The following is a 24,159-nucleotide window of genomic DNA, read 5'->3' as shown; positions in this document are numbered from 1 at the left end:
CTTCATGGACCCGCGCGATGCCCGCCGGCTCCGTGGCCCTCGAGGTGGTACGGCACACCGGACGAAGCGCTGACCGCCGATATTGCTGACGCTGCCCGAATGCTCACTCCACTGGCCGACCTGGAAGATCTGCAAACCAACGGGCAGGCCTGGTTGAACCCCGGCCAGGCGATGCGCCAGGTCGCACGGATGATCGTCGAGCAGCTCGGGATGGTCGGGTACTTCCTCACCGTCGCACACGCCTGCGACCTGATCCGGAATCAAGGCGTCCGGATCCAGGCGCGCGGGTCCGGGGTCGGCAGGGTCCTCAACTACGTCCTGCACACTTCCCCGGTTGAACCGATCAGCAACGGCCTGATCTGGGAACGGTTTCTCTCCCCCGAACGGGTCAACCTGCCCGACATAGACATCGATGTTGAAAGCGGGAAACGGCACGACATCTACCGGATGCTGTTCAAGGAGTTCGGGTCCGAACGCGTGACACTGCTGTCGATGACCAACGCCCACCGCGGCCGCGGGGCCGTCCGGGACGCTGGCCTCGCTCTCGGGATGGACGACGCCGACGTCAAAGAGATCGCCGGGCAAATGTGGCGGTTCAACGCCCGCCAGTTCCGTCAAGCACTCAAGCAGAACCCGGAGCTCGCGGGACTCGCCACGGCAGTTCAGGAAGACCAGCAACGAGACATGCTGGTCCACATGACCGAGCGACTCGACCGAACGTCCTCGATCCACGCCTCGGCGAGGTCGGCGACGGTGCTCTCCGGCGACATAGTCGCCCAAAATCCGGTCGCGGCGTTACGGCGCTGAAGTTTGAGCCGCAGGTCCTGCTTAGGCTGCTTGATGGACGCCGCGGTCCCCGTCACCTTACGGACGATTCCGTCGCCGTCGCGATAGCGGGCTTCAGCCCGAACGGTTCTGTTGCGCGTGCGGGTTGTGGTGATATCCCCGTGGGTTCCAACTTCCAACAGGCTCCGGCCGCTCATCGGACGACGCCTTCGACGACGTATGCCGCGTGGTCGTGTGCCTCCATGGCCTCGACCCAGGCCTGAACCTCGGAGAGGCGGTAGCGCATCTCGCGTCCGACTCGGAAGCCGCGGGGGCCTCGGTGGGCGTGCCGGAGGTCGAGAATAGTCTGGACCGGGACGCGGAGGTGCGCAGCGAGTTCACTGGTCGTGAGGACCGGTTCCAGGCTGGGGTAGGCGTTCGATGTCTCACTCATGCCAGTCAGGTACACAAGAGATCCCGGACGATCCCGAAAGGCTCCGAGCCGCACGCGCTGCAGATACAGAAAAATCCGGCGCAGCGTAACGCTGCGCCGGATTTGCGCCGAGTTAGTCATTTTTCATTCCCTGAGTAGGGACCGAGAAATTGGATCTGACCGGGACTTGTTGGTTGCGGGGGCAGGATTTGAACCTACGACCTCTGGGTTATGAGCCCAGCGAGCTACCGAACTGCTCCACCCCGCGGCACAAGAAGAAACTCTATCATGGGAATTGGAACGACGCGAATCGACTGCCACCGATGCGGCGCGCGCAGTGCATTTCGACGATCCCGTCGGCACCTGAACCAGCTCTCAGGACTGCGCGGCCACCGGTTTCGATGCCACGAGACTCACCGAAAGCGGCAGCCACTTCTCCTCCGGCCAGCCGAACATGCCGTTTCCGACGGGAACCAGGTGCGGGTACATGCGCCACGGAACGTCGTCGTGCTCGGCCAGCCGGTCAAGCCGAAGCCCCGCATCGAGCAGCGCACCCACAGTCTGTGACAGCGGGTGCGCCCATTCCCACCCGCGGGTGTTCTCGAGCACTGCGCTCTCGTCGGCGTAGTCGGAAGCCTCATCGTAGACGTCCGGCGCCTCCTGGGCATACGGAAAGCGAAACACGGGCAAGGCATCCGGCCGTTCGGGATCCGTATCGAACACCTGCGCGGCCGGGTGGCTGTCGGCGAAGTACAGAACGCCGCCCGGTTTGAGGAACCATTCGATGATGCGAGCCCACTCCGCGATGTCCGGCAGCCAGCAGATCGTTCCCCAGGTGGTGAAGATGACGTCGAACGAGTCCGGCTCTGGTAGAGCGTGTCTCGCATCGTAGAGGTTCGATGCGACGAATCGGGACTGGTCGCTGAGCCCGAGTTCCTCGGCGAGCTTGCGAGCCTCCCTGACCGCCGGCATCGAAAAGTCGAGACCGACGACGGATGCTCCGCGTTGCGCGAGCGTCAGGGAGTCGGTTCCAAAATGGCACTGCAAGTGCAGCACGCGCTTGCCGGACAGGTCGAACCGTCCGTCGGCGCCGGGGAACAGGCGGAACAGTTCTGCCTCGTCGACTGTCGGAAGCCGTCCGGCTCCGGCACGTAACGGCTCCTGGTCGTAGAACGTGCTCGACACATGAATGGGCACTCGTTCGTCCCAGTGCGCCCGGTTGGCGTCGAGCCACTCCCCCGAACGAAGATCGACACTGCGTGGGGCACTTGACGGAATATCTGTCACGCGCCCCACGCTACCGTGTCGGTCAGCGGTTGGGTCCGGTCAGCGGTTGAGCAGGGTGAGCGCGCGACCGAGTGCGTCACTCAGCCGTGCATCGGCCTCGCCGTACGCAGCCCAGTCGCCGTCAGCCAGAGCGGCGGCCTTGTCGTCCATCGCGGTCTTCGCCTCGGCCAGCACATCGCGCAGCGCCTGGTCGGTCACCGGGTCACCGGTGGCCGGCTCGGTCGGTGTTGTCGGCTCAGCACCCGGTTCGGTCGGCTCCGTCGGAGTACCAGGAGTCGGCGTGCTGGTTTCCGGCGTGTTGCCGTCACCGGCATCGGCACCGGAGTCTCCGCCGAAGAGCGAATCGAGAGCCTGGTCCAGGGTGTCCTCGAACGCAATTTGGTCACCGAACGCCACAAGCACCTTCTGCAGCAGCGGGTAGCTCGTCTCACCGGTCGACTGGACGTAGACCGGCTGCACGTAGAGCAGTCCGCCACCAACCGGGAGAGTCAGCAGGTTTCCGTTGAGCACCTTCGACTGCCCCTGCTTGAGCAGGTTGATGAGCGAAGAGACTTCAGGGTCGGTGTTGAACGCGTTCTGCACCTGGCCGGGACCGGGGACAGTCACATCCTTCGGCAGCGTCAGCAACCTGAGCTTGCCGTAACCCTCACCTGGTTTACCCGCTTCGGCACCGGCATCCGCGTCCACCGCAAGGTACCCGGTGAGGACGCTGGATGCGCTGTCACCCGTTCCACGCGGAACGAACGTCGAATACAGCGAGAAGGTCGGTTCATCCTGGCCGGGCATCTGCAGGGTCAGGTAGTACGGCGGCTGCAGGGCGGCCTCCGCGGCCTCGGACTGCGGGTCTGCAGGGGTCGACCAGGCGTCGGTCCTGGAGTAGAACTTGCCGGCATCCGTCACGTGGTACTGGCCGAGGATCTGACGCTGCACCTTGAACAGGTCCGACGGGTAGCGGACGTGGCTCATGAGCTCGCCGCTCATCTCCGACATCGGCTGGAGCGTCGACGGGTAGATCTTCTGCCACGTCTTGAGAATGGCGTCTTCGGTATCCCAGGCGTACAGGGTCACCGATCCGTCGTAGGCGTCAACCGTGGCCTTGACCGAATTGCGGATGTAGTTGATGTCGTCGAGCGCGAACCGCTGGTCATTGGTCGCAGAGTCGGCGATCGCCGTGGAGAGGCCGACGGTGCGCGAGTACGGGTACGAATCCGACGTGGTGTACCCATCGACGATCCAGACCACTCGGCCGTCGACGACGCTCGGGTACGGGTCGGAGTCGAGGGTCAGGTACGGCGCAACCTTCTTCACACGCGTGGCAGGGTCACGGTCGTACATGATCTGCGACTCGCTGGTTACGTCGTCGGAGAGGAAGATCTGCTCCGACTGGAACTTCAGCGCGTAGACGAGCTTATTCAGCACCGAGTCGAGCTTGGGTCCTGCGTCGCCTTCGAAGGTGTTGTAGGTCTCGGACGCGCCATCCTCGCCGGACGGGAAGTCAAGCTCGACCGCCTTGTTGCCCTTCGGTGCGCCGACAATCGAGTACTCGGGCGATGCCTCACCGAAGTAGATGCGCGGCTCGAACTCGCCGAGGGCACCGGATGTCGGGATGCCGGACTCGAGGAAGACGGGCTGGCCGTCGACCGAGCGCTGGTTGCCGTATGCGGCAACGAGCCCGTAACCGTGGGTGTAGACGAACGTGTTGTTCACCCAGGTGTCGTCGGGGTCCTGACGGAGCTCGCGGAGCGCCACGACGGCATCCTGGCTTTCGCCGTCGACCTGGTACCGGTCGACGTCGAGGTTGGGCGAGAACGCGTAGTAGTTCTTGAACCGTTCGAGCTGCGAGATCGACGGGCTAACGAGAGCCGGGTCGATGATCCGGATGGATGCCGTCGTCTCGGCGTCCTCGCGAAGCGCACCCGCGGTGGCATCCGTCGTGGCGTTGTACGGGATCTCCTCGAGGTCCGCGACGTCGTACGCGTCACGGGTGAGGTCGATGTTCCGCTGGATGTACGGCGTCTCGAGCGTTTTTGCGTTCGGGTCGACCTGGAAGCGCTGCACCACCCACGGGTATGCGGTTCCCACCAGGAGGCCCGCGACGAGCAGGAGGGCCGTTCCGACGACAGGCAGGCGCCAGCGGCCGATGAACGCGGTGACGAGGAACAGCACGGCGACGAGCGCGGCGATGCCCGCGAGGATGACCCGGCCAGGGATCGTGGCGTTGTCGTCGGTGTAGTTGACACCGGTGATCAGGTCACCGGTCTGGTTCAGCGTCACGTACTGGTCGAGCCAGATCGACACAGCCTGCAGCCCGATGTACAGCGCGGCGAGGATGGCGATCTGGATGCGGGCTGCCTTCGAGATGCGCAGCTCACGCCCGGTGACGCGGATCGAACCGTACAGGTAGCTGACGGCGATCGTCAGGAGCGTGGCGAGGAGAATGACGGCCGAAGCGAAGCCGACGAGCCCACGGTAGAACGGAAGCTCGAAGAGGTAGAACGAGACATCGAGGCCGAACTGCGGGTCGATGTCGCCGACGGGGGTGCGGTTCAGCCACAGCAGAACGACTTCCCACCGGGTCGCGGCAGCGAACCCGGCGAAGAGTCCGAGAACGACCGGGATGCCGTAGGTGGCGAGACGACGCAGCGGCTCAACGAGCTCCTGATACCGGTCGAGCTGGCTGCTCAGTTTCGCGTAGACCGGGCGAAGGCGGTAGGCGAGCATGATGCTGGCCCAGACCGGGACAGCCATCCCGAGGAAGCCGATAGTGAACATGACGGCCGAGGCGACCCATTGGGTCGCCAGCACGGTGGCGAAGCCCAGCTGGTCGAACCAGAGGAAATCCGAGTACAACCCGGCGAAGATGAAGAAGACAACAACGAGCACGCCCACAACGGCTGCTGTGATGGCGAGCGGAGCTCTGCTGCGGTTCGGTGCTGGGCGGGCTGATGCTGATGCTGATGGAGCGGAAGTCACGTGAGGCCTCTGTCAGTTTTGGGATGCTGTGCCAAGTCTATTGGGATTGCACCTGCGCTGGCTGGGAGCTAGCCTGCGACCTCCTGCAACTCACATGTGGGAAGGTCGTCAATTCGATCCGATGACGCGACTGCCTCGAGCGCCGCGAGCGAATCGTCGAGTGTCGCGACGCTGAGGACGCGGATGCCGTCCGGCACGTGTCCGACGACCTCGTTGCAGTTCGCCTCAGGAGCGAGGAAGTAGTCCGCACCGGCGTCGACCGCCCCATAGAGCTTCTGCCGGATGCCGCCGATCGGTCCGACGACTCCTTCGGCGTCGATCGTGCCGGTTCCTGCGACTTTCTCCCCGCCGTTGAGCTCGCCCGGGGTCATCTTGTCGATGATCCCGAGGGCGAACATCATGCCGGCGCTCGGTCCGCCGACGTTGTCGAGCTGGATCGTGACGTCAACCGGGAAGTCGTAGAGAACTTTCGTTGCGACCCCGATGATGCTGGTCTTTTCGCCGTCGGCCGATGTGGCCGGGACCGGGGTGATCGACACGGTGGTCGGCACTCCCCCGCGGGTGACATCGAAAACGGCGGGAGACTCGGTGCCGTTCTCGGCGATCGCGCTGCGGAGGGAGGCCAGATCGGAGACGGGGACGTCGTTCACAGCGAGGATCTCGTCGTCGACCTTGAGCTTGCCGTCCGCCGGTGCTCCCTCGGCGATATGGCCGACGGCGAGCTGGGCGGGGAACTCGTAGCCGAGTTCTGACAGGGCGGCGGCGATGGCATCCTGCTGTGAATCGATCATCAGCGCTGCGTTCTCTGCTTCGCGCTCCTCCGTGGAAACACCAGCGGGGAACACCGCGTCCACGGGAACGATTGCCTTGCTTGGCGAGAACCAGGCCAGCGCCACCTCGAACCAGCTCGGGCGTTGTTCGCGGTTGCCGAGCGCCTGGACCGTGAGCATGTCGAGCGCTCCCCCGGTTTCATAGGTTTCGGCACCGTCAACCGTGACGAGCGGGACATCCTTGTCTTTGATCGTGACCGAGCCGAGGGTGTCGAAGACCGGTCCCGGCTGCTGGATCACGTACGAGGTAGGCCAGAGCGCGAGCCCGAGGAGAAGCACGAAGCTCACGGCGAGCGCCAGCCAGCCACGGTTTCGGCGACGGCGCGTGGACTCCATTGCCGCGATCTCCGCCTCTGAATACAGCGCCGGTGCTCCGATTTCGGGCGGGTGTTCGTTGAAGAGACTCATCGTGCCTTTCGTGGGTGTTCGCGGCGGGCGGACACCTGCCACGGGCAGCCACGCGAATCTCAAGGGATCAACGACTAGCGTAGATCCCGCAACCGAATGCTGTCTGAAAGGTGGCCTCTGTGCCCGACGAATCCGACAAGAACCCCGAGGACGAATTCCGCGACATGCTGCGGCAATTCCTGGCAGGGAATGCCGGCATCGATCCCAGCCAGCTCGCCGGCGCCGCTGGTCTCCCCGGCGACGCCGCCTCGGTCAACGCCATGATCAGCCAGCTCCGCAACGCAATGCAGGGCGGAGGCGATGGCAAGATCAACTGGCAGGCCGCCACCGACCAGGCCGTTACCCTGGCGACGAACGACGCGGTTCCCGCGACCACCGAGCAGCGCACGGCTCTCGACCAGGCCTTTTCTGTCGCCGCCCTCTGGCTCGACGATGTGACGGCGATCAGCGAATTGACGAACGTGCCGCGCCTCCTCACCCGTGCCGAGTGGGCGCGGGCGACCATGCCCGTCTGGACTCAGCTCGCTGAGCCGGTGGCGACGAGCATCGCGGATGCCCTCACCGGTGTGCTCCGTGATCAGGCGCCTGAAGAATTCCAGGGCATGGTCGAGAACGCAGGTGCTCTGCTCCGCAGCATCGGCGGTGCTCTGTTCGCGATGCAGCTCGGCCAGGTCGTCGGGCAGTTGTCCACCGAGGTCGTCTCGGGAGGCGACATCGGCATCCCGCTCCTCGATGACAACCAGGCCGCGATCCTGCCGCAGAACGTGGCGGCGTTCGGCGAGGGTCTCGACATCCCGGACGACCAGGTTCGGTTGTACCTGGCGGTGCGCGAGATCGCCCACGCGAGGCTGTTCCGGCACGCGCGCTGGCTGCGTCTGCACCTCATCTCGTCGATCACGGAGTTCGCCCGTGGAATCCGCATCGACACCGACCGGCTCGAGACTCTTGCCGAAGGCTTCGACCCGTCAGACCCCGAGGAACTACGCAAAGCGATGGTCGATGGCTCGCTGATTCCGCCGAAGACCGACGCGCAGCTCGGTACGCTCACCCGGCTCGAAACCACCCTCGCCCTCGTCGAGGGCTGGGTCGATGTGGTCACGGCACGTGCCACGTCCCGGCTGCCCAAGGCTAATGCGATCGCCGAGATGGTTCGCCGCCGGCGTGCTACCGGTGGACCCGCCGAGTCGGCGTTCTCGACCCTGGTCGGGCTCGAACTGCGCCCGCGCCGGCTCCGTGAGGCCGCGGCGATGTGGCAGCAGATCACGGACGCTGTAGGGGACGACGGGCGCGACGCCCTGTGGGCGCACCCCGATGTGCTCCCCACCGGTGAAGACATCGATGATCCCGCTGCGCTGATCGCACGGCTCGAGGCTCTCGACCGTGGCGAGGTTCCCGAGCCAGACGACTTCGACACGGCGCTGCAGGATCTGCTCCGGGGCGAAGAGGGCCAGGCGAAGGGCGAAAACCCGCCTGCTGTCTGAGGTCGGCGGCTGCCGCTAGCGGACTGCCGAATGGGCCCAAAGGGTCGTTCGTTTTGGTGCGGGCGACCCTTCGGGACCACTCGATCTCCTGAGCAACCCTTCGGGACCCCCGGCCAGCCGGAGCAACCCCTTCGGGACCAATCGACGAACCCGCGCAGCGAGTTCGGTCGCACGCCTCGATCGGGCCCAAAGGGTCGTCCGTTTTGGTGCCGGCGACCCTTTGGGACCACTCGATCTCCTGAGCAACCCTTCGGGACCGATCGACGAGCCCGACCCGCGGCATCCACCGACGCCAGCACTGTGGATAACCCGCACGCCCCGCCGGTGCATGGGGCATGATCTCCCGCATGATTCTCCGACTCGATCCCCGATACCCGATCGTCTGGCGGACTCCGACGTCCCTGCAGATCGGCGCCGAGCATCCGCTCGCGCGCCTCGACAGCGTCACACCGGCCCTTGAGCACCTGCTCGGCGCGGTCATGGCGGGCACCAGCCGGGACCAACTCGACGTGCTGGCCGCACGGCTGGGCGCCAGGCCCTCAGACGTGGATCGATTCCTCGCCGACATCGCCCCCGCGCTCCTCACCCCCGAGCAGCACGACAGAAGACCCCGCTGGATCGTCGACGGCGACGGGAGAACCGCCGACGGCATTCGTGCGCTACTGCGTGCCTCCGAGTATCCCGAGACGACAGCTACGAACGGCCCACCGGACCTCGCCGTGCTGGTCGCGACGCATGTCGTCGACCCGCGGCGCTACGTGCGCTGGCTCAGCCTCGACATCCCGCACCTCGCGGTGGTCTACACCGACGTGGGCGTACAGATCGGCCCGCTCGTCGAACCCGGCGCCGGCCCGTGCCTGCACTGCCTGGCCCGCGAACGCACGGATGCGGATCCCGCATGGCCGGTGATGGCGTCGCAGCTCCTGGGTCAGCACTCGCTCGCGGAGGAGGAACCGCTCATCAGCGAAGTGACGGCGCGGGTGGCCCGGATCGTGACGGCTCGGCTGGGCACCGGCTCGAACGACCTCATGTCGGCGTCGCTCAGGATCGACGGGTTCCGAGTGTCTGGGAGCCTGACCGCACACCGGCCGCACCCGGATTGCGGATGCCGATCTCTGTCAGGAAGCGCGACCGCTCACGCGGCTGCGGCGAGCGCCCCGACTGCTCCGCCCACGACATGAACAGCTTCGACCTGGCCCTGGTGATGCCCACATACAGAAGCCGCCGTTCCTCGTCGACCTGCTCGAAGCTCTTCGCGTAGCTGATCGGCACGAGCCCCTCGCTGAGACCGAGAAGGTAGACGGCATCCCATTCGAGTCCCTTGGCGGAGTGCAGGGTGGCGAGGGTAACCGCCGACACCGTCGGTTCGTGATGACCGGCCTGCCGCTCAAGCAGCTCGTCGGTGAACTGGCGGAACGTCGTGCCCGGCGCCGCCTGGTCGACGAGACCCATGATCGCGTTGAGCGACTCCCACTTGTCTCGCACCGCGCCTGCCGCCTCAGGCGCGACCTGGGTCCAGCCGAGCGAGCGCAGCACATCGCTGACCGATTTGAACAGCGGTTCGCCGGTGATGGACACGGATGCTCCGCGCAGCGCCATAATCGCCTGCCTCACCTCGGGCAGGTCGAAGAATCGTTTGCTGCCCCGCAGCAGGTAGGGGACGCCCGCGTCTCCGAGCGCCGTTTCAAGAGCGGCGGACTGCACGTTCACCCGGTACAGGATGGCGATGTGTTCGGGTTTCGTGCCCTCTGCGATCTGCTCGAGCACCGACTGGGCGATCGCCCTCGCCTCAGCCATGTCGTTCGAATACGACCGGATGTCGGGTTGCCGGTGACTGTCGGCGCTGCGGCTGGCGTGGAGGCTCAGCGCCCCTGGGCGTCCGCGCATCAGCCTGTTGGCGGTGTCGACGATCTGGGGCGTCGACCGGTAGTTCTGTTCGAGACGCACGACGGTGGCATCCGGGTACCGCGCGGGGAAGTCCAGGAGAAAGTCGCTGCGCGCCCCGGCGAACGAATAAATGGTCTGGCTGGCGTCACCGACGACGCAGACGTCGTTTCTGCCGCCGATCCACAGTTCGAGAAGCTGTTGCTGCAGCGGCGACACGTCCTGGTATTCGTCAACGACGAAGAAGCGGTATTGCTCGTGCACCTGCATGGCGACTGCTGGTTCGGTCTGGATCATCCCCGCGCAGGCGAGGAGAACATCCTCGAAGTCGAGCTGCCGGCGCTCGTCCTTGAGATCCTCGTACGCCTGCTGCATCGCCGCCACCTGGTCGGCCGTGAGATTCTGCGGCGCCGGCCGGTTCGCTGCTGCATACTGCTCGATGCTCAGGCCGGACACCTTGCGCCACTCGACTTCAGCGGCGATGTCGCGGAGGGTTGCCGTGTCCAGTTTCAGGCGAAGTCGTTCAGCCGCGTGTCCGAGCATCTTTCCCTTGCTCGGGATGAGCGCGGGCATGATTCCGCCGACGGTATGCGGCCAGAAGTAATTGAGTTGGCTGAGGGCGGCGGCGTGAAAGGTGCGTGCGGCGACCCCGCCGGCCCCGAGGGTGCGGAGCCGGCCGCGGAGCTCGGCAGCGGCACGGTTGGTGAACGTCAACGCCATCACCCGGTTCGCTGCATACGTTCCGCTGGCGACGCCATGCGCGATCCGGTGGGTGATGGCCCTGGTTTTGCCGGTACCCGCACCAGCGAGCACGCAGACGGGTCCGCGCAGGGCTTCAGCGGCGACGCGCTGGTCGTCGTCGAGTCCAGCGAGGAGGTCTGTTGGTTCGGCGACGTTCATGCCGGGGCGATCGCGGATGCAGCGGCTCGAGCTGATTCGTCGAGGTCTCCACCGCCGTCTGCGACGAGCCACGCATCGATCAGATGCCGGGCGATCGAGGTCTGGCCGGGCAGGAGCAGGGTGCCGGCCTCCTTGCGGAGCTGCTCACGACTGAACCACCGGAGGTCGACGATTTCTTCGCCGTCGGGCTGGAGGTCGTCCGGGTTCCTCCCGGCCGCGACCTGGGCCGAAAAACCCAGCATCATCGAACGCGGGAACGGCCATGGCTGGGATCCGAGATAGCGGGGGTCCTCGACTTTCACCCCGGCTTCTTCGGCGATCTCACGACAGACCGCATGTTCCAGCGACTCCCCCGCCTCGACGAAGCCGGCGAGCAGCGAGTAGCGGCCCTCAGGCCAGAGGACGTTCGACCCCAGCAGAAGGCGGTCGTCGCCATCGAGGACGAGCACGATGACGGCAGGGTCCGTTCGGGGGAAGATCTGGTTCTGGCAGGCAGGGCAGCGCCGGGCCCAGCCGGCGAGTTCAGGCTCGGTGGTGGCTCCGCAGCGCGGACAATGCGGCGAAGAGGCGTGCCAGTTCGCCAGGGCGACAGCGGCCGTCATCAGGGCGGAGTCTGCGTCGCCCAGAGAGTCCCCGGACTCGCGGAGGGAAACCCAGCGGTCAGGGTCCGGCTCGATCGCCGCTGCTTCGTCATCCGACAGCACGGCCGCGAGAACCGGCGCATTGACTGCCGCGTTGGAGCCTGGTTCGGTTGTTCTGCCGAGATAGAACAGCAGTTCGGCAGAAGCAGCAGCGTCCGCCGGGAAAAGAGCCAGCGCATCGCCCGACATCAGTGTTTTACCGTTCCACAGCGCGAGGACCCGGCAGTCCGGCTCGCCCGCGAGTTCCGCGAACAGTTCCTGTCGAACACGTACGTCTGCGTCACGGTTCACGGCACTGCGAGCGAGTGGAAGATCCGAAAGCGCACCAAGGTCGAACAAAAAAAGCACTCCCACCTGAAAGGCGTGGCGAATGGCCGCCACGGGGCCGGGCGACCTAACCTAGATGCCATGTCCAGATCGCATCTAACTCTAGCCGCGTTGGCTACATCAGCCGTCGCGGACCTGCAGGTCCTTGGTGCAGGCCCGTTCGGGCACGGCACGACCGGCGATTTCGACTCTGCGCTTCTGCGAACCGGCGACGACCGCGAGCTCGTGGTCCGGGTGCCAGCGAACGAGCGTGCCGCCAGTGAGCAGTCCGTCGAACTCATCGCATTGCAGGCGATGACCGCCGGTATCCGCAGCCGTCTGCCCTTCGAGGTACCCAGCGTGGTCGGGCAGGGGTCCACGCGCGGAACCCGGGTGGTCGTTTACAACTATCTGCCCGGCTATACCGTCGAGGCGTCAGGCATTCCCGCCGGCGATGGCGTCGCGACGTCCATCGGCGCGGCGATCGCCGCTATCCATGCTCTTCCCGGTTCATTCGTCGCCGAGGTGGGACTCCCCCATCTCACCGCCGCGGATTGCCGCAACGAAGCCCGCAGCATCATCGAACGTGCCGCGTCGACCCGGCTTCTTCCGACCGCGGTGCGTAAACGGTGGACGGATGCCGCCGGCGACGACGCGCTCTGGCAGTTCCAGCCGACCGTCATCCACGGCTCGCTCGGCGCGGAATCGTTCGTTCTCACCGATCACAGCGTCGGATCGATCGTTACCGGGGTTCTGGGCTGGAACTCCCTGCGTGTGGGCGACCCTGCACGGGACCTGCACTGGCTCAGCGGCGCCGGTGAGGCAGCCGAGAGCATCCTGGCCGCATACCGCTCCTCGTCGACGAGGCACCAGGACCGTCTCCTCGTTCAGCGGTCGATGCTGCACGCAGAACTGGAACTCGCCCGCTGGCTGCTTCACGGCATCGACTCCCGCGACCAGGGTATCGTCGACGACGCCGTCGGCCTGCTCGACGGGCTGGTGGACCATGTCCTCGGTGACCTGATGAACCCGTTGTCGCCGCAGACCGGACCGATCATGGCCGTATCCGATGTCGAAGACATGCTCAGCCGCACGCCGCCGTCGACCGCCGCGTCCGGTTCGTCGGGGATCGGTATGGAAACCGACAGCTACGACCGTTCGGAGCTCGAAGCGGTGTTCGGCCACGATGCTGAACGTCTGGCGGATGAGCATCCTGCCGCTTCGACCGGCGCGTCGCGGGATTCCACGCCGGGCGCGTCGAACCAGGACGCTTTCGACCCGGATGCTGTCGAGACGGGCCCGATCGAGACCGTCTCATCAGACAGGGCGACGGCAGACGGGGCGACATCAGGCAGCGCTGCGTCAAACAGCTCACTATCTGACATCATCGCAGCGAAGGGCGACCGCGGCGACGCCGGTTACACCGCAGAACTTGACTTCTCGGCGCTTGAAGCTGCGGAGTCCGGCGAGATCACTCCCCTGACCCAGCGGCGCCCAAGCTCCTCAGCCGAGTAGAGGGTACTCGGCCGGATCACCCGGTTCTCGCTGACGTAGTAGAACACCGCGTCGATGTTCTCGGCCGGCACGTTCTTCCACTGGGCGAAGGCGAGACGATACAGGGCGAGCTGGTACTGCCTCTCCTCCAGCTCGGCGGCTGAGGTAGGCGCTTTGCCGGTCTTCCAGTCGACGATCTGGTAGCGGCCGTCACGTTCGTACACGGCGTCGAGCTTGCAGATGATGATCTGGCCGCGCAGGACGAAGTTGATCTCCCGTTCCACCTCGACCGGGCGCAGTTCCGCCCATTCGGATGCCTCGAAGGTGCTCTGGAGGACGGCAAGTTCGTCGAGCTCGCGTTTCTCGAGAGGCAACAGCGTGCCGGGGGCGTCGTCGAGGTCTTGCTCGAGCAAGCTCGAATCGAGCGATTCCTGACCTCCGGCAATACCGGCGCGTGATTCCACCCAGCTGTGGAACAACGTTCCGAGGCGGGTCTGCCGGTACGGGCGTTCGGGAAGCGGGCGGCGCATCCGGGTCGCGAGGCCGGCCGCATCCGTCACGTAATCCTTGAATCGGGATGCCGGTACCCGGTCGGGAAGGTCGACGTACTCGTCGGCCGAGAGTCGTGCCTCGCGTTCGGCGAGAAGCAGTGCGATGTCGTTCGACCAGATCGTCGGCAGGGTTGGGTCGGCGGACCGTACCGCCTCCGCGGCGGCCACCACCGGTGCCCGGCGAGGCCCGAGCGGGTCGAGCGGCCACGAAATCTCGTTCTGCGTGCCGGCGAGCGGGTTCTCTTCAAACTGGGACTGGTCGGGCAGCCCGTCGCAACTCGACCCGACGGCGGCGACGATCTCCTGCAGGAACTGCCCTGGCCCCCGTGGTTTCGACTGCGTCGCCCAGAACGAACCGCTGGCCAGGAGGGCGTCCTTCGCCCGCGTCACGGCGACGTATGCCAGCCGGCGCTGCTCGGCCGCATTCCGAGCCTCGAGACCCTCACCGAATGTCGCGTAGGCGGCGTCGAAGTCCGCCTGCGTCTCGGCGCCGCGCCAGGCAAGGGTCGGCAGTTCGTCGCGGTCGCCACGGAACTCGTACGGCAGCTCACCGAAGGCTGTCCAGCCGCGCTTGCTGCGGAGGGTGCCCGGCAACTCGTTTGCGACCATCCGTGGTACTGCCACGCTGTCCCATTCCAGACCCTTCGATCCGTGGATGGTCAGAATCTGAACGGTTCCGGGTTCCGGATCCTCTCCGCGCGGGCTCAGGTTCTCCCGCCGCTCGGCCTCGGCCAGCCAGGACAGGAACGGACCGAGGGTTCCCCCTTCGGCGACGGCGAGGTACGACGCGATCTGCTCGGAGAAGGCGTCGAGGCTGGGCTGGCCGAGCGGGTTCTGCTCGTTCGCCGCGACCTCGATGTCGAGCTGCAGCTCCTGGACGACGAGGTTCACCAGGTCGTACAGGTCGAGCCCTGACCGGCGGCGCAGTGCTGCCAGTTGGCGCGCGACGAGTCGCATCCGGCGGATGCCCTCAGCACTGAATTCATGGAGCGCCGAGTGATTGGCGGGCGCCGTCTGGAGGAAGTCGATGGCGTCGACGATCGACTTGCCGTCGTCGTTCGCCGCGGACGCAGCGATCTTCTCCCGAACGTCCTCGGCGATCAGCCGCTGGGACAGGTCACGGTCGGCGAGCCACCGCGCCAGTCCGCTCAGCGCTTTGATGTCACGCGGGCCGATCCGCCAGCGAGCGCCGGTGAGCAGCCGGACAAGTTCAGAGCCCGCCGTCGGGTCATGGAGCACACGGAGAGCCGCGACGAGGTCCACAACGACCGGCTGCTGGAGGAGGCCGGCAACCCCGAGGATGTGGAAAGGGACGTTGTTGCGGCGAAGGGCCTCGGTGAACACGTCGACCTTCTTGAGCGAGCGGCAGAGCATCGCTGCGGTGCGCTGCTCGTTCTTCGCCGACGGACGCGCGAGTTCCCCGGCGAGCCAGCGGGCCACGGCATCCGCCTCTTCCACGACGGTCTCGGCGAAGAACACCGAGATGTTCCCCTGGCCGGCGAACGGCGAACGGGCCAGCCGTCGGACGGGCACGTGCGGGGTCGCCGGGAGCGGACCGACGATCGCGTTCGCCGCGTCGAGGACCAGGCCCGAGTTCCGCCAGCTCGTCGACAGGGCATACGTGTCTGCGGCGCCGGCGCCGGAGGAATCGGCCGCGGTGAAGTCAGCCGAGAACCGCGCGAGGTTGGCGGCGCTCGCCCCGCGCCATCCGTAGATCGACTGGTTCGGGTCACCGACCGCCATCACCGGGTGGCCGGAGAAGAGCCGGGCGAGCAGGTCGGTCTGCACGACCGAGGTGTCCTGGTATTCATCGAGGATGACGACCCCGAAGCGTGACCGGTATTCGTCGACCACCCGGGGCACCCGGCGGCAGATCTCGAGTGCCAGCGCGACCTGGTCGCTGAATTCGACGAAGCCAAGCCGCTGCTTTTCGGCGGCGAAACGCTCAGCGAGGTCGACGAGCAGAGCAAGGGAGTCGATGTCGGCGACCGCCGCGGTCACCGAGGCGAACGGCACCTTCTTGCGTGACGAACCGTCGTGGATCGGAAGGTCGCCCAGGGTGAGGAACCGCGTCGCGAACGAACGGATGTCGTCGGTGCTGCTGGCCGCGTCGTTGTCGCTGAGCGCGTGGCTGAGCGACAAAACCGCCGCCGTGACCTGGTCGACGCTCTTGTCGATGCCGACCAGCCGATCGTCGGCGCTGTCGACGATGATCTGCCGGGCGAGGCGCCAGGCGGAGGCCTCTGTGATCACGGTGGCGTCTGGTTCACGCCCGATGAGGCGCGCATACTCACGGAACAGCCCGCTGGCGAAGGAATTGTATGTGGCGATCGTCGGCGCCTCGAGCACGTCGATGACGGTGTCGGGGTTCTCGGCCTGCTGGATGTCCTGTAGCTGGCCGATGCGCCGCCCCACCCGTTCCGCAAGCTCCCCGGCTGCCTTGCGCGTGAACGTGAGGCCGAGAATCTCGGGAACCCGCACCTTGCCGTTGGCGAGGAGCCAGACGATCCGGTTCGCCATCGTCTCGGTCTTACCGCTGCCTGCACCGGCAACCACCAGCGCGGGCGCGAGATCGGCCTCGATCACCGCCACTTGCTCGTCAGTGGGTTCGGGCAGACCCAGCTTCGCCGCGATCTGCCGCGCCGACATCGCGGTCGTCGGGTGGGCGGTCATGCGCTCACCGCGGCGACGAGGTGGATGCGGTACATGGGGTCTGCTTTCGGGTCTCGTTCGTCGAGGTTCGGGTTTGCGGTGAATTCGGCGGCAGCCATGCCGTGCCCGGCTGTCACCACCCGCTCGGTGAACGCGTTCCGTTCCTCGTCGGACATCGGCTGCTGGGTGAGTACCTTGTAGCCCTTGCCCCGTGCTCCGCCCGAGACGTAGAGCAGCGTCGCCCCTCCGGAGGGATCCTCCGGAGTGGTTCCCCCGATCGCCCCGGCTGCAAGAGCCAGCTGGTAGCCGCCGAGCTGCGGGTTTTCGTCGACCTGTGCTTTCGGAGGAGCGTTCTTGCCGGTCTTCAGGTCGACAATGACGATTTCGCCCCCAGGAAGCCGCTCGACCCGGTCGATGGTGCCCGACAGTCTCACCTGCCCGAGCGTCACCGAAAACTTCCCTTCGGCGCTGATCGTCTCGCTCCCCGCGTGGCGGAAATCGGTGAGGTACTCGGACAGGCCCTCGACGAGCCGTGAGGTGAGCCTGTGCTGGCGTTCGGCAAGCCACGGTGCCTCGAAATAGAGCTCTGACCAATGTTCGTCGATGTGCTTCCAGAGCCGCTCGACACTGACGTCGTCGTCGGTGAGTTCGGATGCCGGGATGCGGCCCGCCTGCTCCATGGCCGCGTGCACGACGGTTCCGATTCCGGCGGCGAGCCCGGACGGCGCAGCAGCCATGGTGTCGATGAACCAGGCAAGGCCTGACTTCTCGAAGGTTTCGAGTTTCGACGGTGACACCGACACGAGAGCGTCCGGTTTGCTGAGATCGACGAGCGGCGCCGTCGTCGACGGGTCGAGCAGGCCGTACCAGTCCTCAGGGTCGGCGCCGGGGACACCTTCGGCTGCCAGTCGCGCCAGCGCAGACGCAGCATGTGGGTCTGACGTGGCGACGAGCCGGCGACGGAGCGCGCCGACCAGTCCGCGCAGTGACAGCGGGTGCTGCGCGTCGGCTCCTTGCAGAGGTTCGACCGCGCGGATCGCCGGGAACCTGAGAAAGGCCGACGGTTGTTCGTCGTCGTTGACGGTGGCGGTGAGGACGACCTGCCTGCGGGCCCGCGAGACCGCAAGCGCGAACATCCGCAGCTCATCAGACAGGACTTCGGCCCGCGCGTCGAGATCGGCGACGGGCAACCCGGCGGAGAGCTGGCTGAGCTCGTGGGGGTAGAGCAGCGAACCACGCAATTGCGGGTTCGGCCAGGCTCCGTCCTGAAGCCCCGCGACGATCACCACGTCGAACTCGCTGCCAACGACAGCGCTCGGGGTGCCGATGAAGACAGCCCCGGCGGCTGACTGCGGCGTCAGGGAGTCTTCGGGCACCTCTGAGGCGAGGATCTCGTCGACGAAACGCCCCGCTGGTGCCGCCGGGTGCCGTTCGACGAATCGCTTCGCCGCGGTGAACAACGCCATCACACTGTCGAGGTTGCGGTTGGCTTCGTCGGCGGCGAGGCCGGAGCTGAGGGCCTGGGCGGACCAGGTCACGGCGAGACCGCTTCGCTCCCAGAACAGCCAGAGCAGCTCTTCGATGCTCGAACCCGCCTCAGCTGCTGCGCGCGCCTGGGCCAGGGTGCTGGCGAACCGGCCGGCGGCACGGGCGGCGGCGGAGTCGATGGTTGCGAATCTCCCTGGCTGCTCGAGAGCGTCGAGAAGGAGTTCGTCACCGGAACGGGTACCGTCGCCGGCAAGCTCCTCGTGGCGGAGCGCCCGGCGCACCCGGCGCAGCGAGATGCCGTCGAGGCCGCAGAGCGGCCCGGTCAGAAGGGAGGTGACGAGTTCTGTTGTGGCCTCAGCGCGGCCGAGAACGAACGCGACCGCCGAAAGGAGCTGGGCCGACGCGAACTCCGCGCGGATGGTACGCCCGCCGGCCGGGGTCGTTGTGGGAACCTCGGCAAGGGCGAGCGCGCGCGCCAGGACGGGGATGGTGGCCCCCGAACGCACGATCACGGCAAGCCGAGACCACGGGATGTCACCGAACAGGTGATGTTCACGCAGGACCCGTGCGATCTGCTGGTGCTCCTCGGCCGTCGATGACGCCTCGATCCGCACGATCGGCGGGGCGTTGTCGAGAGGAAAATCGTCGCGCTCAGCGGCGACGGCCGAGCGGTGCGTGATCGCTCCAGTCGTTCCGACTCGCTCGGTGACCTGGCGGACGAGCGACCGGATGCCCTCGCCGTGCCGGTAGGACGTCGTGAGGCTGAGCCGCTTCACCTCCACGCCGAGGGCGGAGCCGAGGCCGGCCAGGGCTGCCGGGTCCGAGCCGCGGAACGTGCTCGAGGCGACATCGGGATCACCGAATGCGACGACGGCGACACCGCGGCGGGCGAGCGCACGGAGCAGCCCGATCGCCGACGGCCCCTGCTCCTGAAAGTCGTCCACAATCACGAGCCGGAGCCCGTCGAGCCCGAAGCCCCTGTTCAGTTCAGCGGTCGCCTGGGCCACGATTTCGGCCGAGTCGAGGTAGTCGGCGCCGAAACTGTCGACAACCCGTTCATATTCGGCGAGGAACCGGGCGGCCGCGACCCATTCAGGGCGCCCACGTTCGCGACCGAGCTTCGCCAGCGACTCGGGGCGCAGGCCGGCCTCGACCGTTCGCATCATGAGTTCTCGTAATTCGGTGCGGAAGCCCTTGAGCCGTCGCACGTCGGCGACAAGCGGTTCGGGCCAGTCCGGACCGGTGCCGTCGGCCTCATGGTAAGCGAGCAGTTCGGCGATGACGGTGTCCTGTTCGGCCCCGGTCAGCAGCCGCGGTGGCTCCCGGCCTTCGAGCGATGCCCGCGCCCCGACAATCTGGAAAGCCACGGAGCTGAGGGTTCGCGCCAGCGGGCCCGTGGTTGGGACACCGACCCGTAACGCGAGCTGGTCCCTGAGAGCAGCGGCCGCGCGACGGTTCGGCGCCAGCACAAGCAGTTCGGCAGGGTCGTAACCGCGCGCGAGGATGCGGTCGGCGACGAGCTCGGCCACGGTCGAGGTCTTGCCGGTGCCAGGCGCCCCTGCGACCGCCGCGCTGGTGCCGTCGGCGAGATCCAGGACCGCCTGCTGCGAAGCATCCGGAACCAGCAACGCGGATGTCGCGGACCTGCGCGTCGAACTGTTGAAACCCCGGATTGCCACGACAGCAAAGTTACCGGCCACCACCGACACCGCCGGGACGCACGCCGGGGCGGTTGTTCGCTCTCGGCGAGGCTGCGCGGTCGAGGTGTGCACGGCAACTGCCGTAATGTTGCTGGTAACGCAAGGGAAAGGTGCTTCTTCGTGGAGATCCGTATCGGCATTACCAACAGCGGGCGCGAGCTCAGCTTCGAGTCCGTTCAGACCGCAGCTGAGATCGAAAAAACGATCTCAGACGCACTGGGCTCTGAGAAGACCTACTTCACCCTCACCGACGACAAGGGCCGGCTCTACATCGTCCCGACTGCTGGGCTTGCCTACGTCGAGATCGGAACCGAAGAGGCCCGCCGCATCGGCTTCGTCGGCTAAGGATCCCTCGTGGAACTCCTTTTCATCATCCTGTTCGGCGCCGCCGCCGGTGTCGCCGTGCACTACGCCCTGCCGTGGCGGGGCACCCACGGCATTGCGCTCATCCCCGCCGTTGGCGGGGTGGTCGCCGCGATCGTCTGGGTCGCCCTGACCTGGCTCGGCTGGGCTTGGGACGGTGGATGGATCTGGGCAGTGACCCTGGTGATCGCCGCCGTCGTTGCCGCTGTCGTCGACCTGTACCTCGGTCGGCGCCGCAAGGCGTCCGACGAGCGTCGCCTCATCGCCCTCGGCGGCTGAACCGGCCCACCTCTGGTCTGACCGTTGCCGACCGTCCAGGGTGATGGCAACTCCCAGGGAGGTGCCATGACCCGGTTCGTCCTGGACGCTGGTGCGCTTCTCCACGTGGTGAGCGCCGACGTCGCGGTCGCGGCATCCCACAAGCTCCTCGCCCCGACGCTTATTCGTTCGCAGACGCTGTCGGCCCTGCACGAATCCGTCGCCGCTGGGCGTCTCGACCCCTCGACGAGGAACTCGCTGCCAGGGCCGGAGCCGTTGTGCGTATCGCTTCGGTCGACGACCTGATCAGGCCGTAAGGCCGAGGGCGTCCATCCGGCGGGTGTGCGTTGCGATCAGTTCGGTGAAGACCGGCTCGATCCGGGCCTCGTCTGATTTGCTGTGGCCCTCGAGGTTCAGCGCCGACTGCGCGAGCAACAGCGTGTCACCGACGAGTCGCCTGCCGCACATCGCGAAGAAGTGGGCGCGTTTAGGATCGACTGCAATGGCATCCGTCAGCAGCCGGACAATTCCCGCTGAGCCGGAGTCGGCCCCGAGAAGGCTCGCGTATCGCGCCCCGATCTCGGCCGGCAGGCCGTCGGAGAGCCGGATGAAGAAGTCATCGAGGAAGCCCTGCGTGATGTAAAGCGTCAGCAGGCTTTCGTTGACGGATGCACCGCGCGTGAGCTCGAGAAACCGGTCGATGCCCGGCACGAACGGCGCCATCACGTCGGTCGGGTCTTCGCCGCGACGGTGAATCTCGGCGACGAGGCCCTGGTGTTTGGCAAGAGCGAAGCCCGCCGCTGCAGAGAGCGTCTGGGTGGCCTCGAGATCCTTCGAGCTTGCGCTGATGTTCGAGATCGACTGGAAGAAGCAGAGCTGCAGATATGCCACCTGGCCGAGGTAGCTTGACGTGTCCGGGGCGAGTTCGGCGAAGTCCACTTTGGTGGCCTGGATCGCACTCGATCGTGGGCGGAGGCGCGGCAACGGCGCTCGGGACCGGGACGCACTAAACCATGAAACCACGGCTCCAGTGTAGATGTTCGGTAGACTGGGCTATGTTCCCGGCATCGGATCGGGATACTACGCCTCAGAAAGATGCAGGCGTAGACCGCTTATATGCATTGACAGGCAACCTACAAGTGAATTTTACGGATCTCGGCGTCGACCAGGACATGGCAGACGCTCTCGCAGCAAAGGGTATCCTCGAGCCCTTCCCCATTCAGGAACAGACCATCCCCCTCGCCCTTGACGGCCAGGACATCATCGGCCAGGCGAAGACGGGAACCGGCAAGACGTTCGGTTTCGGTCTTCCCCTCCTCCAGCGCATTGGCAAGGACCCGGCACCGGGCGTCGTCGCCCTCGTCGTCGTCCCCACCCGCGAGCTGTGCGTGCAGGTGACTGAGGACATCGAACTGGCCGCAGGGAACCGGCCGACGAAGATCGTCTCGATCTACGGAGGCAAGGCATACGAAGGACAGATCGAGCAGCTGAAAGCCGGCGCGCAGGTCGTCGTCGGCACCCCGGGCCGTCTGATCGACCTTAACAACCAGCGTCTTCTCGACCTCTCCAACGTGCGCGAGATGGTGCTCGACGAAGCAGACAAGATGCTCGACCTCGGCTTTCTCGCCGACATCGAGAAGCTCTTCTCGAAAACCCCACAGGACCGGCACACCATGCTGTTCTCAGCAACGATGCCCGGCCCGATCGTCGCCCTGGCACGCCGCTTCATGTCCAAGCCCATCCACATCCGGGCAACCGACCCCGACGAGGGCCTCACGCAGGCGAACATCAAGCACCTCGTTTACCGTGCACACAACATGGACAAGGACGAAGTCATCGCCCGCATCCTGCAGGCCGAAGGACGCGGTAAGACCGTGATCTTCACCCGCACAAAGCGGTCGGCTGCGAAACTCGTCGAGGAACTCAACGACCGCGGCTTCAACGCCGCCGCCGTTCACGGCGACCTCGGCCAGGAGCAGCGGGAACGCGCCATGGCAGCGTTCAAGGCAGGCAAGAAGGACGTCCTCATCGCAACGGATGTCGCCGCGCGCGGCATCGACGTCAACGATGTCACCCACGTGATCAACCACACGATCCCTGAGGACGAGAAGACGTACCTGCACCGCGTCGGCCGCACCGGCCGTGCAGGCAAGACGGGTATCGCCGTCACCTTCGTCGATTGGGACGACCTGCACAAGTGGGCGCTCATCAACAAGGCCCTCGACTTCGGCCAGCCGGAGCCGACGGAGACGTACTCGTCGAGCCCACACCTGTTCATCGACCTGGACATCCCCGAAGGAACCAAGGGCCGGCTGAAGCCGTCCGTCGCATCCGGCGCCCCGTCGGAGAAGCGGACCGGTCCTCCCCGCGACGGCGCCCGCCGGGACTCCGGTCGCAGCAGGACCCGCACCCGCACCGCGACCGCTGATGCCCCGCGCGAAGACACCCCTGTCGCCGCCGGCACGCATGACGGCCAGGGCAGCGAGCACCACGACGGCAACAGCGCGCCGCGTCGTCGTAGTCGAACGCGTCGCCGCACAAACCGCCCAGAGTAGATCCTCGTGTAGATTTCTCCGTCGAAGGCCCGTACGAACCCCGGTTCGTACGGGCCTTCTGCATTGGTCGGTGCCTCCTGCGTCAGTAACGCTCGAGTAACGGCATGCTCGGCACACTGATGGTCGGTATCGAGACGTTCAAGGAGAAAGAAATGGCCGACATCGCAACCACCGACCAGCCCCCGCGCCGATCATGCGCAACCATGACGGAGCATCGCCAGCTGCTGAATGACGACGCAGACTACGTCAGGGCCCGCGCCCAGATCGAAACGGCAGCGCGCGATTACGCGGACGGGCGTTTAACTGCCCGGCCCGGGACCACGAGGATCCCGGTCGTCGTGCACGTGGTGTGGCGCCAGGACAGCGAGAACATCTCGGACGAACAAATCCGCAGTCAGATCGACGTGCTCAACCGCGACTTCCGGGCGACTAACCCCGACGTCAGCCAAGTGCCGTCCGTATGGCAGCCACGGGTTGGCGACATGCGCGTCGAATTCGCACTGGCAACGGTCGACCCGGCCGGGAATGCCACCAACGGAATCACTCGAACGCAGACCACGGTGACCTCGTTCACCCAATCCGGGAACCCGGTGAAGTCGGCAGCGACGGGTGGAGCCGACCCCTGGCCGGCGGGTCGGTACCTGAACATCTGGGTCTGCCAGCTCGGTGGTGGCCTCCTCGGGTACGCGACGTTCCCCGGGGCCCCCGCTTCCCTCGACGGAGTGGTCATTCTCCACTCCGGCTTCGGCACCACAGGAACCGCGGCGCCACCGTTCCATCTCGGGCGGACGACAACCCATGAGATCGGCCACTGGCTGAACCTGTTCCACATCTGGGGAGACGACGGGACAGGCTGCAACGGCACGGACGAGGTCGACGACACCCCGAACGCCGCAGGGCCGAACTTCGGCATCCCAACCTTCCCTCACGTGACCTGTTCGAACGGGCCGGACGGCGACATGTTCGTCAATTACATGGATTACACGGACGATGCCGGCATGGTGATGTTCACCGCCGGGCAGGTGGTTCGAGGACAGGCCACGCTCGACGGTCCCCGCGCCTCGATCGGATCGGAAGCCACAGCGGCGGTGTCCCCTGTGGGTAGCGCCGCCGCCGACCTGACCGGCGATCAGAGCGCTGACATTGTCGGGTTCGGGGACGCGGGCGTCTGGGTCTCATTGAACAACGGC

General features: G+C 66.3%; 17 protein-coding genes, 1 tRNA gene and 1 pseudogene. 9 read left to right on the top strand and 10 right to left on the bottom strand.

The features are described from left to right. Positions 1-99: 99 nt before the first annotated feature. Positions 100-807, top strand: coding sequence for a hypothetical protein (locus BM197_RS03815; protein ID WP_177216710.1), 708 nt, complete (start codon positions 100-102; stop codon positions 805-807). A 172-nt stretch (positions 808-979) separates the two neighbouring features. Here BM197_RS03815 and BM197_RS03810 read toward each other — a convergent pair whose 3' ends face one another. The 5 genes from BM197_RS03810 to BM197_RS03790 form a co-directional block, all read right to left on the bottom strand. After that, entirely contained in the window at positions 980-1,219 is a 240-nt protein-coding gene (locus BM197_RS03810; protein ID WP_090709654.1) for a helix-turn-helix transcriptional regulator, read from the bottom strand. 170 nt (positions 1,220-1,389) lie between these two features. After that, positions 1,390-1,466: transfer RNA gene (locus BM197_RS03805), tRNA-Met, on the bottom strand. A gap of 107 nt (positions 1,467-1,573) precedes the next feature. Then, positions 1,574-2,485: a class I SAM-dependent methyltransferase gene (locus BM197_RS03800; RefSeq protein ID WP_177216709.1), complete on the bottom strand. Its 912-nt coding sequence runs from the start codon at positions 2,483-2,485 to the stop codon at positions 1,574-1,576. 39 nt (positions 2,486-2,524) lie between these two features. Next, positions 2,525-5,458 (bottom strand): UPF0182 family membrane protein, encoded by a 2,934-nt coding sequence (locus BM197_RS03795; protein WP_090709006.1) that lies wholly within the window; start codon positions 5,456-5,458, stop codon positions 2,525-2,527. 68 nt (positions 5,459-5,526) lie between these two features. Next, positions 5,527-6,696 carry a YlbL family protein gene (locus BM197_RS03790; protein ID WP_245762370.1) on the bottom strand — a complete coding sequence of 390 codons (1,170 nt, stop codon included), beginning with the start codon at positions 6,694-6,696 and terminating at the stop codon, positions 5,527-5,529. Positions 6,697-6,815: 119 nt separating this feature from the next. Here BM197_RS03790 and BM197_RS03785 point away from each other — a divergent pair, with 119 nt between their 5' ends. Together BM197_RS03785 and BM197_RS16535 are read left to right on the top strand one after the other, a co-directional pair. After that, positions 6,816-8,177, top strand: a complete 1,362-nt coding sequence (locus tag BM197_RS03785; protein WP_425435674.1) for a zinc-dependent metalloprotease — start codon at positions 6,816-6,818, stop codon at positions 8,175-8,177. 335 nt (positions 8,178-8,512) lie between these two features. Next, a pseudogene (locus BM197_RS16535) lies at positions 8,513-9,283 on the top strand (TOMM precursor leader peptide-binding protein); the annotation flags it as partial. Here the strand turns inward: BM197_RS16535 and BM197_RS03775 are convergent. Beyond that, positions 9,219-10,961, bottom strand: a complete 1,743-nt coding sequence (locus BM197_RS03775; protein ID WP_090709003.1) for an ATP-dependent helicase — start codon at positions 10,959-10,961, stop codon at positions 9,219-9,221. The pseudogene BM197_RS16535 and the gene BM197_RS03775 sit on opposite strands and share 65 nt — an antisense overlap. Next, complete coding sequence (gene nudC / locus BM197_RS03770) at positions 10,958-11,893, bottom strand: NAD(+) diphosphatase (protein ID WP_245762369.1); 936 nt, start codon at positions 11,891-11,893, stop codon at positions 10,958-10,960. Before nudC ends, BM197_RS03775 begins: the two co-directional genes overlap by 4 nt. A gap of 147 nt (positions 11,894-12,040) precedes the next feature. Between nudC and BM197_RS03765 the strand changes: the two genes are divergently transcribed. Beyond that, complete coding sequence (locus BM197_RS03765; RefSeq protein ID WP_245762368.1) at positions 12,041-13,423, top strand: phosphotransferase; 1,383 nt, start codon at positions 12,041-12,043, stop codon at positions 13,421-13,423. Here BM197_RS03765 and BM197_RS03760 read toward each other — a convergent pair. Both BM197_RS03760 and BM197_RS03755 read right to left on the bottom strand, forming a co-directional pair. Beyond that, positions 13,327-16,626 carry an ATP-dependent helicase gene (locus tag BM197_RS03760; RefSeq protein ID WP_090709000.1) on the bottom strand — a complete coding sequence of 1,100 codons (3,300 nt, stop codon included), beginning with the start codon at positions 16,624-16,626 and terminating at the stop codon, positions 13,327-13,329. The genes BM197_RS03765 and BM197_RS03760 overlap by 97 nt on opposite strands. After that, entirely contained in the window at positions 16,623-19,772 is a 3,150-nt protein-coding gene (locus tag BM197_RS03755) for an ATP-dependent helicase (RefSeq protein ID WP_143094979.1), read from the bottom strand. Before BM197_RS03755 ends, BM197_RS03760 begins: the two co-directional genes overlap by 4 nt. 141 nt (positions 19,773-19,913) lie before the next feature. Between BM197_RS03755 and BM197_RS03750 the strand changes: the two genes are divergently transcribed. The 3 genes from BM197_RS03750 (at position 19,914) to BM197_RS03740 (ending at position 20,720) form a co-directional block, all read left to right on the top strand. Continuing rightward, positions 19,914-20,138, top strand: a complete 225-nt coding sequence (locus BM197_RS03750; protein WP_090708996.1) for a DUF3107 domain-containing protein — start codon at positions 19,914-19,916, stop codon at positions 20,136-20,138. Positions 20,139-20,147: 9 nt separating this feature from the next. Further along, positions 20,148-20,435 carry a hypothetical protein gene (locus BM197_RS03745; RefSeq protein ID WP_090708995.1) on the top strand — a complete coding sequence of 96 codons (288 nt, stop codon included), beginning with the start codon at positions 20,148-20,150 and terminating at the stop codon, positions 20,433-20,435. Between the two features lie 66 nt (positions 20,436-20,501). Further along, positions 20,502-20,720 (top strand): hypothetical protein, encoded by a 219-nt coding sequence (locus BM197_RS03740; protein WP_090708993.1) that lies wholly within the window; start codon positions 20,502-20,504, stop codon positions 20,718-20,720. On the opposite strand, the gene BM197_RS03735 is transcribed toward BM197_RS03740, so the two are convergent. After that, on the bottom strand, positions 20,721-21,437 hold the full coding sequence (locus BM197_RS03735) for a ferritin-like fold-containing protein (RefSeq protein ID WP_245762367.1): 717 nt from the start codon (positions 21,435-21,437) through the stop codon (positions 20,721-20,723). Positions 21,438-21,586: 149 nt separating this feature from the next. On the opposite strand from BM197_RS03735, the gene BM197_RS03730 reads away from it, so the two are divergent. Further along, positions 21,587-22,969 (top strand): DEAD/DEAH box helicase, encoded by a 1,383-nt coding sequence (locus BM197_RS03730; protein WP_425435686.1) that lies wholly within the window; start codon positions 21,587-21,589, stop codon positions 22,967-22,969. Positions 22,970-23,073: 104 nt separating this feature from the next. Next, the coding region (locus tag BM197_RS03725) for a zinc metalloprotease (protein WP_218151812.1) at positions 23,074-24,159 on the top strand (1,086 nt) is incomplete at its 3' end.

The organism is Mycetocola miduiensis, from assembly GCF_900115155.1.
Classification (GTDB): Bacteria; Actinomycetota; Actinomycetes; order Actinomycetales; family Microbacteriaceae; genus Mycetocola_A; species Mycetocola_A miduiensis.
Note: the sequence above shows the minus strand (reverse complement) of the source record. Positions and strands in the feature narration are given on the sequence as shown.

Bases quoted from the DNA above. Each gene is read 5' to 3' on its own strand.
- BM197_RS03815 (WP_177216710.1), top strand. From the start codon at position 100: ATGCTCACTCCACTGGCCGACCTGGAAGATCTGCAAACCAACGGGCAG.
- BM197_RS03810 (WP_090709654.1), bottom strand. From the start codon at position 1,219: ATGAGTGAGACATCGAACGCCTACCCCAGCCTGGAACCGGTCCTCACG.
- BM197_RS03790 (WP_245762370.1), bottom strand. From the start codon at position 6,696: ATGAGTCTCTTCAACGAACACCCGCCCGAAATCGGAGCACCGGCGCTG.
- BM197_RS03775 (WP_090709003.1), bottom strand. From the start codon at position 10,961: ATGAACGTCGCCGAACCAACAGACCTCCTCGCTGGACTCGACGACGAC.
- BM197_RS03760 (WP_090709000.1), bottom strand. From the start codon at position 16,626: ATGACCGCCCACCCGACGACCGCGATGTCGGCGCGGCAGATCGCGGCG.
- BM197_RS03740 (WP_090708993.1), top strand. From the start codon at position 20,502: ATGACCCGGTTCGTCCTGGACGCTGGTGCGCTTCTCCACGTGGTGAGC.
- BM197_RS03730 (WP_425435686.1), top strand. From the start codon at position 21,587: ATGGCAGACGCTCTCGCAGCAAAGGGTATCCTCGAGCCCTTCCCCATT.